Raw genomic sequence first — 13645 nt, forward strand, 5'->3', positions numbered from 1 at the left:
AACCCTTCATTTCCTGTCGGCTTTGTTTTAAGGAACGTCGAATGTCCGCCCGCGCCCGGGTCAATGATACTGCGAGGTTTGCGTTTCTATGTTCCATATCCTGAGAAGAGCTGCTCAGACCTGGGTTGCCAAGCTGCTCCTGCTTCTGCTCGTCGCGTCCTTCGGCGTCTGGGGCGTGTCGCATGAGCTGCTATCAGGCGGCAACAGCACCACGGTCGTGACCGTTGGCGATCAGCATGTGGACGTCAACGAGTTCCACCTCGCCTATCAGCGCCAGGTGGCAAACCTCAGCCAGCAGTTCGGCACGCGCCTCACCCCCGAGCAGGCCCGCGCCTTCGGCGTCGAGCAGCAGGTGCTCGCCCAGCTCGTCGCCGGCGCCTCGCTCGACCAGCTCGCCGCAGACATGAACCTCGGCCTTTCCGAAGATCGCCTCGCCCAGCTGATCGCTGACGATCCGGCTTTCAAGGCCGTCAACGGCCGGTTCGACCGCGAGCTCTTCATCTCACGCCTGAGCAATGCCGGCATCCGCCAGGACGATTACATCAAGGAGCGCAGTAAGGTCGCTGTCCGCAGCCAGGTGGTCGATGCCATCTCCAACGGCTTCACCGCACCGAAGACGCTGGTCGACGCCCTGAAGCTCTATGGCGAAGAAAGCCGCAGCATCGAATACCTGCTGCTCACCAATGCCAATATCGAGCCGATCAAGGCACCTGCCGACGACGTGCTGGCGACGTGGTTCGAAGGTGTCAAGCAGCGCTACCGGGCGCCCGAATATCGCAAGCTCGTCTATCTCAAGCTGCAGCCTGCCGATATTGCCGATGCCGCGACTGTCACCGACGACCAGATCCACGAAGCCTTCGACAAGAGCAAGGATACCTATCGCACGCCGGAAGGCCGCACCATCGAACAGCTGACCTTCGCCAGCAAGGATCTCGCCGCCGCCGCCGAAACGGCGCTGAAGAGCGGCACCACGTTCGATCAGCTGGTCTCCGACCAGGGCAAGACGGCAAGCGACGTGCTGCTCGGCGAGTTCACCAAGGACAAGGTTCCCGACCAGGCCGTTGCCGATGCCGCCTTCGCGGTTTCGCGCGATGGCGGCACGACGCCTGTCGTCGATGGCTCCTTTGGCCCCGTCATCCTGCGCGTCACCAACATCAAGCCGGAAACAACGAAGAATTTCGACGAGGTGAAGGAGGACATCCGCAAGCAGCTGGCGCTTTCCAACGCCTCCCAGGAAGTGATCAACGTTCACGATCGCATCGAGGATCTGCGCGCGGGCGGTTCCACGCTCGAGGATATTGCCGGCCAGCTGAAGCTCACCGCTGTGGCCGTCGACGCCGTCGATATGACCGGCGCCGACAAGGATGGCAAAGAGGTCAAGGATCTCCCCGCCAAGCAGCAGCTGCTCGGCGAAGCCTTCAAGACCGAGGTCGGCGTCGATGCGCCGCCGCTGCCGATCGGCAATGACGGCTATGTCTGGTTCAACGTCCGCGAAATCACGCCGGACCGCGAGCGCCCGGTGGCCGAAGTGCGCGAAAAGGCCGTCGAGGACTGGACGGCGGAGCAGCAGAAGGCCGAGCTCGCCAAGAAGGCCGGTGAATTGAAGGCCGAAGCGGCCAAGGGCACGGCACTCGCCGATATCGCAACACCGCTCGGCATCGCCGTCGAGAGCAAGAGCGGTGTCACCCGCTCGACCGATGATGCAGTCCTCGGCCGGGCCGGCGTCACCGCCGCCTTCTCCGGTCCGGTCGATACGGTCGCCAGCGCTGTCGGCGCCGATCCCTCGACGCAGATCCTGCTGAAGGTCACCGAGGTCAACACCCAGCCGACCGGCGATGTGCTGAACAACCGCGACGCCCAGATCACCGCCATGGCCAATGCCGCCGGCGATGACATTCTCGATCAGATGGTCAACCTGCTGCAGACGCAGTACGGGGCGCAGATCAACCAGACGCTCGCCGAACAGGCGACGGTCCGCTAGGAGGCTTTATGACCGATCTGAAGCCGTTCCTGGCCAAGGCCGCAAGCCGCGAGCCGCTGACGCGTGACGAGGCTCGCGCGGCCTTCGACATCCTGATGTCGGGCCAGGCGACCCCCTCGCAGATCGGCGGCTTCCTGATGGCGCTACGCGTGCGCGGCGAAACCGTCGATGAGATCGTCGGCGCGGTGACCGCGATGCGCTCGAAAATGCTGACCGTCGAGGCGCCGGCCGATGCGATCGACATCGTCGGCACTGGTGGGGATGCCAGCGGCACCTACAATATCTCGACGCTGGCGGCGCTGATCGTCGCCGGCGCCGGTGTTCCCGTCGCCAAACACGGCAACCGGGCGCTGAGTTCCAAATCGGGCGCGGCCGACAATCTGGCGGCACTCGGCGTCAAGCTCGACGTCGGTCCCGAGATCATCTCCCGCTGCATTGCCGAGGCCGGCGTCGGCTTCATGTTCGCGCAGCTGCATCATTCCGCCATGCGCCATGTCGGCCCCTCAAGGGTCGAGCTCGGCACGCGGACGATCTTCAACCTGCTCGGGCCGCTCTCCAGTCCGGCCGGCGTCCGCCGCCAGCTGCTCGGCGTCTTCTCGCCGCAATGGCTGGTACCGCTTGCCGAAGTCATGCGCGATCTCGGCTCCGAATGCGTCTGGGTGGTCCATGGCGACGGCCTCGACGAGATCACCACGACCGGCATTACACAAGTCGCGGCGCTCGAAGACGGCAAGATCCGCACCTTCGAGCTCTCGCCCGCCGATTTCGGCGTCAGCCCTTGCGTGCTCGCCGACATCAAGGGCGGCGATGGTGTCGCCAACGCCGCAGCGCTTCGCGAGGTCCTCGGCGGCGCCAAGAATGCCTATCGCGATATCTCGCTCGCCAATGCCGCCGCCTCGCTCGTCATCGCCGGCAAGGTCGAGACAATCCGCGACGGCATGACACTGGCCACGCAGTCGCTGGATAGTGGTTCCCCCGCGCTCGCCCTCGACAAACTCATCGCCGTTTCCAACGATATCGACTAGGATTGCCCGATGACCGATATCCTGAAGAAGATCGAACTCTACAAGCGCGAGGAGATCGCCGCTGCCAAGGCGGCAGTGTCGCTTGCCGATCTGAAGGCGATGCAGGCCGACCAGTCCGCCCCGCGCGGCTTCCACAAGGCGCTCGTTGCCAAGCGTGATGCCGGCCGCTTCGGCCTGATCGCCGAGATCAAGAAGGCAAGCCCCTCGAAGGGTCTCATTCGCCCGGATTTCGATCCGCCGTCGCTGGCGAGCGCTTATGAGGCCGGCGGTGCCGCCTGCCTTTCGGTGCTGACCGACAGGCCGAGCTTTCAGGGCGCGCCGGAATTTCTGACAGCCGCCCGCGCTGCCTGCTCGCTGCCGGCGCTGCGCAAGGATTTCATGTTCGAGACCTATCAGGTGCACGAAGCCCGTGCCTGGGGCGCCGATTGCATCCTCTTGATCATGGCCTCGCTGTCGGACGCCGAGGCCGAACGCCTGCAGGACGAGGCCTCCGCCCTCGGCATGGACGTGCTGGTCGAGGTCCACGACGCCGGGGAGATGGAGCGGGCGCTGAAGCTTTCTTCGCCGCTCGTCGGCATCAACAACCGCAATCTGCGTACCTTCGAAGTCAGCCTCAGCGTCAGCGAGGCGCTTGCCCCCATGGTGCCGTCAGACCGGCTCCTGGTCGGCGAAAGCGGCATCTTCACCCATGCCGATTGCAAGCGCCTGCAGGCCGTCGACATCAATACCTTCCTTGTCGGCGAAAGCCTGATGCGCAAGGAGGACGTCGCCGCCGCCACCCGCGCGCTGCTCTTTGGCGAAGCCGCCATCGCGGCCGAATGATATGAGCGGCCAAAAGCCAGGCCTCACGCATATCGGCGCCTCCGGCGAGGCGCATATGGTCGATGTCTCCGACAAGGCCGAGACGGTGCGCATCGCCACTGCCGAGGGCCATGTGACGATGGCGCCGGAAACACTCGCGCTCATCCGCCAAGGCAATGCCAAGAAGGGCGATGTGATCGGCACGGCACGCCTTGCCGGCATCATGGCGGCAAAACGCACCGCCGATCTCATCCCGCTCTGCCATCCGCTGATGCTGACGAAGGTCACGGTGGAGATCGAGGACGATGCCGCCCTGCCCGGTCTGCGCGTTACGGCAACCGCCAAGCTGACCGGCAAGACCGGTGTGGAGATGGAGGCGTTGACCGCCGTCTCGGTCGCTTGTCTGACCATTTACGACATGGCCAAGGCGGCCGATAAGGCAATGGAGATCGGTGGCATCCGGCTCCTTGAAAAGTCCGGCGGAAAATCCGGCGATTTCCGTCATCCGGAGGCAAGATGAACCTTCTCCCGGTCGCCGAGGCACTGAACCGCTTGCTCTCTCGCGCAAGGCCCGTCGTGGCGTCCGAGACGCTGCCGCTTGCCGAGGCTGAGGGCCGCGTCCTGGCTGTCGATCTGACCGCCGGCCTGACCCAGCCACCCTTCAATGCCTCCGCCATGGATGGCTATGCACTGCGCCGTGAAGACGCGCCGGAGCCGGGAGCCGTGCTGAAGGTCATCGGCACCTCTTCCGCCGGCCACGGCTTCGAGGGAAGCGTCGGCCAGGGAGAGGCCGTCCGCATCTTCACCGGCGCGCCTGTTCCGCCAGGCGCCGATAGCGTCCTGCTGCAGGAGGATGCGGAGAAGACCGAGGGCGGCATCAGAACCAATTTCCCAGTCCGGCAGGGTCAGCATGTGCGTCCCCGCGGCCAGGATTTCGCCGAAGGCGAAGCCGTTCTGTCGGCCGGCACCGTGCTCGATTTCTCGCGGCTGACGGTTGCTGCCGGCATGAACCGGCCTGATGTCGAGGTGCTGCGGCGCCCGCTGGTCGCCATCCTCGCGACCGGCGACGAACTGCTGCCGCCCGGAAGTACGCCCGGCCCTTCGCAGATCATCGCATCCAATACGTTTGGTATCGCAGCCCTTGCCCGCAAAGCCGGCGCCGATGTGCTCGATCTCGGCATCGTGCCTGACGACAAGGCCAGGATCAGCGCGGCGATCGGCACGGCGCGGGACGCCAAGGTCGATGTGATCGTCACGCTCGGTGGCGCTTCGGTCGGCGACCATGATCTGGTGCAGGCCACGCTGATCGAGGCCGGCATGCAGCTCGATTTCTGGCGCATCGCCATGCGCCCCGGCAAACCGCTGATGGTCGGCAGCTTCGGCGAGACGCATGTGCTCGGCCTGCCCGGCAATCCGGTCTCTAGCCTCGTCTGTTCGCTGCTTTTCCTGGAGCCGCTGATCCGCAAGCTTGCCTCCCTGCCGCCGGTGCAGCGCGAGGCAACCGTGGAGGCGGCCGTCACACTGCGCGCCAATGACCACCGGCAGGACTATATCAGGGCGAAACTTACGAAATCCGCTGCCGGCGACTGGCTCGCCGAGCCTTTCGGCAAGCAGGATTCCTCGATGATGAAGGTCTTCGCCGCAGCCGATTGCCTTGTCATCCGCCCGCCGCAAGCGCCGGAACTGCCAGCCGGTGCGCCCTGCCCGGTCATGCTGTTGCGGCCGGACCTTCTGGCATAAGTCGTCATTTCAGCCGTTGCCGAAGAGCGAGAATACGCCCGCGGGCACCGCCCCGCCGCTGCTGCCTCTGCCGAAATCCACAACTGCATGGGTGGCGATTCGGCTGAGTTCGTCCTGCGGCAGGTAGGCCCGTTCTGGATCGCCGATCAGCACCTCGATGCCGCTCGCCTGGCAACGCCGCAGGAAGGCCATGACCCGCAAGGCTAGCGCTGGATCGTAGAACAGGTCGCCGACAACGAGGAGGTCAATCTCCGGCAGCGGATCCTCGATGATATCGGCGGCCCGGGCTACGATATCCACGCCGTTGATCGCCGCGTTGAGGCCGATCGCGGCAACGGCATTGGCATCGATGTCGACCGCCGTAACCACGCCCGCTCCAGCCTTTGCCGCAGCGATAGCGACGAGCCCTGAGCCGGCGCCGAGATCGAGGACACGGCGTCCAGCGACTATTTCCGGCCCGTCGAGCAGATGGCGGGCAAGCACGGCGCCGCCGGCCCAGGGATAAGCCCAGTAAGGCGGCGGATCGGCATCTCTACGACCGGCAAGCCGCCAGAGCCCGCTCGCAGGTCCCGCCGTATGAAGCCGAATCTCGGGGATGGAGGGAACCGGTGATATCGGCAGGTTGGCCTTCATGAAGGCGGCCGGATCGGGATTTGGCATACCGGGGCGTTTCATCGTCGTCTGCTCCTGCCGGCGAAACTCAGTAATTTTTCATGGCAAGATGCGGCATGCCGCCGTCAAGAAATTCCGCGCCATAGGCAACGAAGCCGAAACGCTCGTAGAGCGGCAGCTTGTCCGCTTGTGCTGTGAGATAGAAGCGGTTGTCGCGGGCACCGCGATGCAGGTCTATCGCTCGCCCGATCAGTGCGGCTGCAATGCCTTGGCCGCGCCATTGGCCGGCAACCGCGACCCGGCCGATCTTCACATGTTCCTCGGCATAAATCACCCGCAGCGTGCCGGAGACTTCGCCCGCCGTGACGGCGACAAGATGATGGGCGTTGAGATCGTCGGCATCGAATTCCTCGGCTTCAGGAACCTTCTGCTCATGCACGAAAATAGCGCGCCGCAGCCGGAAGGCCTCATTGCAGAGCGTACTGAAAACCGGGACGCTGAGGATCGCCGTTTCCACCACCATCCTTGCCTCCCTCAGGGATACGGCCCAAAGCCCTCCGCCGGACCAGTGAAGGGCCGCCGCCAAAATCAGCCGGGCTTCTTCTTTGAAAACTTATTCTTCGGTGCGGCGCCGCCCTTGCCCTCATATTTGGGGCCATCGGACCTAGCACCTTCGAATTTCGGCTTGTCTGACTTCGGGCCATCGAAGGCGGGTTTGCCCGGCTTCTTGCTCCAGGGCTTGCTATCCCGTCTTTCCCCGCCGCTATTGTCGGCTGCAGCATATCCGCCGCCCGGACCCTTGCCGAACTTGTTCTTCGGCCGCTCGCTGCGGGACGAATCATCCGGCCGCTCGTCGCGGGATGGCTTGCCGGCATAGGGTTTTGGCGCAGGCGCCCGGCTGAAATCCGGCGTGCCGGAAAGCCTGGTCACGCGGATGCCACGTTCGAGCGCCTTGTTCGGACCGATCGCTGCCAGGAAGCTTTCGGCGCTCGCCGCGGCGATCTCCACAAAAGTTTCCTCAGGCTGCATCTTGATCGCACCGATCTCGCGCTTCGTCACATTGCCGTTGCGGCAGAGCATCGGGATCAGCCAGCGCGGCTCGGCATTCTGTTTGCGCCCGACCGAGACGGAGAACCAGACGCTGGCGCCAAAATCCTCGCGCGGTCCCTTCTGCGCCGGCTCGTAGGGCTCGGCATTGTCGCGGCGCTTGCGGCTGCGGTCGTCCTGCACGGTAACCTCGATGAGGTCCTCCGGCGCCGAATGATTGGTGCGGTAAAGACGCAGGAAGGCGGCGGCAAGCTTTTCGGCGCCGTGGCTGGCGAGAAGCTGCTTGACCAACCCCTGCTCTTCCTCCTGCGGCGTTTCGTTGAAAATCGGGTCGGCGAGCAGCCGCTCGTCGTCGCGCTCGCTCACGTCCTCGGCCGAAGGCGGTCGCGCCCAGGCAGCCGAAATACCGGCGTTCTCGAGCAGGCGCTCTGCCTTGCGCCGTGCATTCAGCGGCACGATCATGGCGCTGATGCCCTTGCGTCCGGCCCGGCCGGTTCGGCCGCTGCGGTGCAGCAGCGTGTCCGGATTGGTCGGCAGGTCGGCATGGATGACGAGATCGAGCCCCGGCAGGTCGATGCCGCGGGCGGCAACGTCGGTCGCGATGCAGACCCGGGCGCGCCCGTCGCGCATCGCCTGCAGCGCATGCGTGCGCTCGTTCTGCGTCAGCTCGCCGGACAGCGCCACCACGGCGAAATTGCGGTTATTGAACCGCGCCGTCAGATGGTTGACGGCGGCGCGCGTCGAGCAGAAGACGATGGCATTGGTCGCCTCGTAATAGCGCAGCACGTTGATAATCGCGTTCTCGCGGTCGCTCGGGGCAACCATCAGTGCGCGATATTCGATGTCGATATGCTGCTTTTCCTCAGCCGCGGTGCTGATGCGCACGGCATCGCGCTGGTAGCTCTTGGCAAGCTTGGCGATCGCAGCCGGCACCGTTGCCGAAAACATGAGCGTCCGGCGTTCGTCCGGCGCCGCATCGAGGATGAATTCGAGATCTTCGCGAAAGCCGAGATCGAGCATCTCGTCGGCCTCGTCGAGCACGGCAGCCTTCAGTTCCGACATGTCGAGCGCCCTGCGGCGGATATGGTCGCAAAGCCGGCCGGGCGTGCCGACGACGATATGGGCGCCGCGTTCGAGCGACCGGCGCTCGCTACGGATGTCCATGCCGCCGACGCAGCTGACGATCACCGCGCCGGTCATCTCAAAGAGCCATTCGAGCTCGCGCTTCACCTGCAGGGCAAGCTCGCGCGTCGGGGCGATGACGAGGGCGAGCGGCGCGGCGGCATTGCCGAAGCGCTCCCTGCCCTCAAGCAGCGTCGGCGCCAGCGCCAGGCCGAAGGCGACGGTTTTGCCGGAGCCGGTCTGGGCCGAGACCAGCGCGTCGGAAGCGGCAAGCGCCGGATCGAGCATCGCCTTCTGCACCGGGGTGAGTTCGGCGTAACCACGCTTCTGCAACGCCTTGGCGATCGCCGGAACGACGCCGTTAAATTCTGTCATGAGTTCGATCTTTCGGAGCTGTCAGGCGCGTTGCTGCGCCATGGCCGGAGCCAGCCGGCGGGGTATTTGCGCCGTTCCTAGCCGCTCCCGCGGCGATTGTCAAAGCGTGCGGCTGCGCCAGAGCCAGGCGTCGATGCGGCTTGCTCGGCCGCGCAGCGCCGTTTCTAGCGGTCCCTCCATCCGGCCGGACTGCGTGAGCACGCTATCGGGGCCGGCACCGCGGACGATTTCGGCGCTCAGCGCCAGTTCGACGCCATGGCGGGCGGCCACCTCCATCAGCCGACTGCCGACGTTGATGGTGTCGCCCGCCGCCGTGATCTGCTGCCGGTCGCCGCTGCCCAATCGCGAGGCGACGATCGGGCCGCAATGGGCGCCGACCTTGAAGCCGATCTTCTTCTGGGCAAAGCCCGCATGCGCTTGAAGCCAGGCCCTTGTGCGCTCGCACAGACTGACCGCGCAGGCAGCGGCGCGGGCGGCGTCGTCATCGGCGGGCTCCGGCAGGCCGAACAGGATCATCGCCCCGTCCCCCATGAAGCTGGTGATGGCGCCGCCATGGGCGCGCGCCTCCTCGTCGACCAGTTCGAAGAAGCCGCTCAGCACCTCGCTCACCGCCACCGGCCCGACATTTTCGCTGAGGCCGGTGAAGCCCGAGAGATCGATGAAGATGACGGCAGCGTTCTGGCGCACCGGCGCGGCGAGGAAATTCGGATCGCGCGCCAGCCACTCGCCGAGGCCGGGCGCCTCGATGCGCTGCAGGAGCGCACTCTGCTCGGCGAAATGGCGGGCACGGCCGCGGTCGAGCCAGAGTTCGGCCGCGCCATAAGCCAGCGCCGGCGGCAGCGCTGCGGCGATCGGCAGCGCCGCACTCAGCCAGTAGCCATGTGCGAAGGCCGACAGATTGAGCATCGCCCAGACGATCAGCGTCAGCACGATGATGAGATAGCCTGCCGCACTCCGGCGCCAGGCGACCAGCGACACGAGCACGATCGGCAGTCCGACGGCGGTGGCGGCATCGATCAGCCGCATCCTGCGGTCGCGCACCATGCCGTCGCCGGTGATGAGATGGGTGATCGCCGTCGACATTACCTCGACGCCGGGCATGACGGGATCGAATGGTGTCGGGAAGACATCGCCGCCGCCGGTGACGGTCGAACCGATGACGACGATGCGGCCTGCGACCGCATCCGCCGAAAGCTTGCCATCCAGCGCATCGGCGGCGCTGAAGGTGGCGATGCTGCCGTGCCCGCCATAGAAGGTCACCGGCAGACGCTGGCCGATATCTGTGGGAATACGCAGCTTTCCGAGCATGATGGCGTCACGTTCGATGGTGGGATCGACGCCGAGCGCCACCGACGCGGCACGCAACGGAAAAGCCGGATCCAACCGGTCCGCGGCACGCGAGATCAGCGGAATAAAGCGCGGCGTGCCGGTCTGGTCGGTTGCGACGTTGACGATGCCGACCGCGGCTGCCTCGGCAAAGCGGGGAAGCGGCAACAGCAGCTGGTTTGCCTCCGGGATGGCGGCTAACGGATCCTCGGCCGCATCGGTGACCCGCTGGCGGCTTTGCGCAAAAGTGGCCGCGGCCGCAATCACGCTTTTCCCCTCGCGAAGGGCGGCAGTCAGCGCCGCATCACCCGCCTCCGGCCCCGGATCGACCAGCAGAATGTCGATCGCCAGGGCCTTCGGCTTCAACGCGGTGATCACGTTGGCGAGACGCGCAAGTGTCGCCCGATCGAGCGGATAGCCGTGGGCTGCCGCTGTGCGGTCGTCGATCGCGACGATCGAGACGACGGGAGGCGGTGTCTTCGCCCCGACGATGGCGCTGCGGATATCGGCAAGCGAGGCCTCCATCCGGTCGAGAAGGCCGCTTCCGGCATTGAGATTGACATAGCCGAGCGCAGATCCCCAAAGACCGGCGAGCAGCAGCGCGATCACTGTCAGCAGGCGATGATTCATGGACTTATTGGCCGAGACGGGCAAGAAGGGCAGCGGCGCGCGGCGCCGGCCAGCGACGCACGACGAGCGGTTCGGTTCCGGCGGTAACGTCGACGCCCTCGCCCGGCGACAGCACCACCGCTTCGCCGGCCGGCCGGCGAACCGCGACGCTGCCTCTGACGACCAGCACCGAGGTCTGGCCGCCTGCGACATCGACAGCCCATTGGGTGCCGCGCACGGCCGCGATCGCCTGCGGCGTCACGACCTGGAAACCACCGGCGTGCTGGGTGTTATCGACATCAACGAGAATGGCCTTGCGGCGCAGCGATGCCGAATCGGGGCTGCCGTCACGGTTGCGGTCGACGAGGCTGTAGGCAGCGCCGGCCTCCGCCGTCACCGTCACGCCACCGGGACAACTGAGCACCTGGCGGGCGCCGGCATCACGCGATACCGTGCAGCCGGCAGACTGCGCAAAGGCCGCCCCATGTGGAATAAGGCCGACAGCGAGTGCGGCGGCAAGCAGGTTGCGAAGCGTGGTATTCATGGAAAGTCCCCTTGACCGTGCAGACAGCTCTTTTCGAAAGCGCCGCCAACCGTCTTCTTCCATGTGAGGTATGATAGACGAATTCAAATATTTCCCTAGGCAAAAAAAGCAAATCGTCGCAATCGCCAGCGAAATTCTTACGCTCTAGTATTCGTTTCAGGCACCGGTCCGGTATAGCGCGCCCGCGGCCGGATCAATTCGCCGCTGTCGATCTGTTCCATTGCATGGGCAAGCCAACCGACCGAACGGGCAAGCGAGAAAATGATGATCGGCGCCTCCCTCGGGAGATCGAAGGCGGCGGCCAGCGCGGCAAGCGCGAAATCGACGTTGACCTTCTCGCCGACCATCTCCTCGCCGGTGTCCCGGACCTCGGCAAACTGCGGCGGAAGGGGGAAGTGCGAAAGCAGCGCCAAGGCCCTGACATCGCCGTCGGGATAGAGCGGATGGCCGAAGGCCGACAGGCGATTGCCCTGGGCGAGCGTGCGGCGGATCGCCTGCTCCGCCCCGAGCGCGGAAGCGGTCTCGATCAAGGCGCCGACGCCCTGCCAGGCAGCGCCGTGCAGCGGCCCTGTCAGCGTCGCCAGACCGGACAGCACGGTGGCCGAAAGGGCTGCACCCGCCGATGCCGTGACCCGCGCCGCAAAGGTTGAAGCGTTGAGTTCGTGATCGGCAAGCAGCACCAGCGCGCGGCGCAGGCAATCGGCAGCAACCGGCCGCTGCCAGCTTGCCGCAAGCCTGAGATGCAGTGGCCGGTCGGAAGGACCAGGCGCCAGCGCATCGGCGACTGTGTAGAGAACCCCGCTTGCCTCACGCCGAAGTGCTGCCTGCGAGCGGCCGAGCGATGGCAGATCGGATGTCACCCGCCCTGCCAACGCCAGGAAGGCAGCCTGAAGCGACGGAGAGGCATGTCCGGTCCCGCTGCCACAGGAGCGTGGCTCCGCGCCGTTCCAGAGCAGTGCCGCCGTCTGCTCCAGCGTCGCGACTTCAGCGAAACCGGCAGCATCCTTTCCGCGATAGAAAAGCCGCCCGCCGATGATGGTGGAGATTGCCGACGACAGAACCGGATCGCCCCAGCGGATCGCCTCGGCGGCGACCGTTTCGGTCCTGCGGCGGCCGGCATGGCGTTCGGCAAGCCGCTGTACGTCGGCGGCCTGGTAGAGGCTGCGGCGCGGGTCGGCGGGATCCGCCTTGGCGCGGATGCGCCCGCGGCTGACATTGGCGTAAAGCGTCTGCGGCTTGGTCTTCAGCGCCTGCAGCGCCTCCTCGGCGGTCAGCCAAGACATCGGAACCTCATGTTGATCAATTGCGTCAAGATTGACGTCAATGAAACTAGGTCGGATCATCCGGACCGTAAAGGAGAAACAACATGAAAAACGGCTTGGAAGATGTCATTGCTGCCGAAACGCAGCTTTCGGATGTCGATGGCGAAGCGGGACGACTGATCATTCGCGGCGTATCGCTGGATCACCTGGTTGCAGACGGCACCTATGAAGGCGTCGCCGCCCTATTGCTTGATGGGCTGATGGAAAAAAGCTTCGACGAAGCAGAATTGCGCGACTGGCTGGCGCAAGCACGAACTGGGGTATTCGAGCACATCGAGGCCGCCGATGCCGCCCTGCTCGCCTTGCCTCCGGTCGATGCAATGCGGGCGCTGATTGCCCGTCTGCCCGACGGCGAGGATTTCGATACCGCGCTCAGCCTTCTGGCGGTGCCCGCCGTCTTCCTGCCGGCGGTTTTGCGGCTGCAACGCGGTGAAAAGCCGATCGCGCCCGACGCCTCGCTGCCGCAGGCGGCCGATATCCTGCGTATGCTGACCGGAAAATTGCCGACCAGGGAGCAGACAGCGGCACTCGACACCTATCTCGTGACGATTTCGGACCATGGCCTCAATGCCTCGACCTTCGCATCGCGCGTCATTGCCTCGACGCAGGCCGGCCTCACCTCTTCCGTACTCGCGGCGGTGAGCGCGCTGAAAGGGCCGCTGCATGGCGGCGCGCCCGGTCCCGTGCTCGATATGCTGGATGCGATCGGAACGGCCGAGAATGCTTACCCGTGGCTCGAGGAAGCACTCGACCGCGGCGAAAGGCTGATGGGCTTCGGCCACCGTATCTATCGCGTCCGCGATCCGCGCGCCGATGCGCTGAAGGGCGCGCTGATGCCGCTGATATCAACCGGACAGGTAAACAGCGCCCGCGGTACATTGGCCGAAGCCGTGGAGGCCGCTGCATTGGCGATCCTGAAGGCGCGCAAGCCGAACCGGCCGCTCGACGTCAATGTCGAGTTTTATACCGCGCTTCTGCTCGAAGCGCTCGGCTTCCCGCGTCAGGCCTTCACCGGTGTCTTCGCGATCGGCCGCACCGTCGGCTGGCTGGCCCATGCCCGCGAGCAGGCGCTCGACGGTCGGTTGATCCGGCCACGCTCGGTCTATATCGGGCCGTTGCCGGCGGCTGCGTGAGTGAAGGT

General features: G+C 65.5%; 12 protein-coding genes. 6 read left to right on the forward strand and 6 right to left on the reverse strand.

Annotated features, from left to right (window positions below; translation table 11 throughout):
- The first annotated feature begins 88 nt into the window (after window positions 1-88).
- The 5 genes from A6U98_RS03745 to glp are packed head-to-tail and all read left to right on the forward strand — an operon-like array spanning window position 89 to window position 5547.
- A complete protein-coding gene (locus tag A6U98_RS03745; protein WP_064648133.1) occupies window positions 89-1981 on the forward strand; it encodes a peptidylprolyl isomerase in 1893 nt (630 codons plus the stop codon).
- Between the two features lie 8 nt (window positions 1982-1989).
- The gene (gene trpD, locus A6U98_RS03750; protein ID WP_064648134.1) at window positions 1990-3006 is read left to right on the forward strand and encodes an anthranilate phosphoribosyltransferase; all 1017 of its coding nucleotides are present in this window, start codon (window positions 1990-1992) and stop codon (window positions 3004-3006) included.
- Window positions 3007-3015: 9 nt separating this feature from the next.
- On the forward strand, window positions 3016-3828 hold the full coding sequence (gene trpC / locus A6U98_RS03755) for an indole-3-glycerol phosphate synthase TrpC (protein ID WP_064648135.1): 813 nt from the start codon (window positions 3016-3018) through the stop codon (window positions 3826-3828).
- Between the two features lies 1 nt (window position 3829).
- Window positions 3830-4327, forward strand: a complete 498-nt coding sequence (moaC, locus tag A6U98_RS03760; RefSeq protein WP_064648136.1) for a cyclic pyranopterin monophosphate synthase MoaC — start codon at window positions 3830-3832, stop codon at window positions 4325-4327.
- Window positions 4324-5547, forward strand: a complete 1224-nt coding sequence (glp, locus tag A6U98_RS03765; protein ID WP_064648137.1) for a gephyrin-like molybdotransferase Glp — start codon at window positions 4324-4326, stop codon at window positions 5545-5547. The genes moaC and glp overlap by 4 nt, the downstream gene beginning before the upstream one ends.
- Before the next feature lie 9 nt (window positions 5548-5556).
- Here glp and A6U98_RS03770 read toward each other — a convergent pair whose 3' ends face one another.
- The 6 genes from A6U98_RS03770 to A6U98_RS03795 all read right to left on the reverse strand — a co-directional run bounded on the left by A6U98_RS03770 (window position 5557) and on the right by A6U98_RS03795 (window position 12465).
- Window positions 5557-6222, reverse strand: coding sequence for a 50S ribosomal protein L11 methyltransferase (locus tag A6U98_RS03770; protein ID WP_064648138.1), 666 nt, complete (start codon window positions 6220-6222; stop codon window positions 5557-5559).
- 25 nt (window positions 6223-6247) lie between these two features.
- Window positions 6248-6682, reverse strand: coding sequence for a GNAT family N-acetyltransferase (locus A6U98_RS03775; protein WP_064648139.1), 435 nt, complete (start codon window positions 6680-6682; stop codon window positions 6248-6250).
- 65 nt (window positions 6683-6747) lie between these two features.
- A complete protein-coding gene (locus A6U98_RS03780; RefSeq protein ID WP_064648140.1) occupies window positions 6748-8703 on the reverse strand; it encodes a DEAD/DEAH box helicase in 1956 nt (651 codons plus the stop codon).
- A gap of 99 nt (window positions 8704-8802) precedes the next feature.
- On the reverse strand, window positions 8803-10659 hold the full coding sequence (locus tag A6U98_RS03785) for an adenylate/guanylate cyclase domain-containing protein (RefSeq protein ID WP_064648141.1): 1857 nt from the start codon (window positions 10657-10659) through the stop codon (window positions 8803-8805).
- A gap of 4 nt (window positions 10660-10663) precedes the next feature.
- Complete coding sequence (locus tag A6U98_RS03790; protein ID WP_064648142.1) at window positions 10664-11182, reverse strand: FecR domain-containing protein; 519 nt, start codon at window positions 11180-11182, stop codon at window positions 10664-10666.
- 137 nt (window positions 11183-11319) lie between these two features.
- Window positions 11320-12465, reverse strand: a complete 1146-nt coding sequence (locus A6U98_RS03795; protein ID WP_064648143.1) for a citrate synthase — start codon at window positions 12463-12465, stop codon at window positions 11320-11322.
- Between the two features lie 83 nt (window positions 12466-12548).
- Between A6U98_RS03795 and A6U98_RS03800 the strand changes: the two genes are divergently transcribed.
- Window positions 12549-13637, forward strand: coding sequence for a citrate synthase/methylcitrate synthase (locus A6U98_RS03800; RefSeq protein ID WP_064648144.1), 1089 nt, complete (start codon window positions 12549-12551; stop codon window positions 13635-13637).
- Window positions 13638-13645: the final 8 nt, after the last annotated feature.

This window comes from Rhizobium sp. WYCCWR10014 (assembly GCF_001657485.1).
Lineage (GTDB): Bacteria > Pseudomonadota > Alphaproteobacteria > Rhizobiales > Rhizobiaceae > Rhizobium.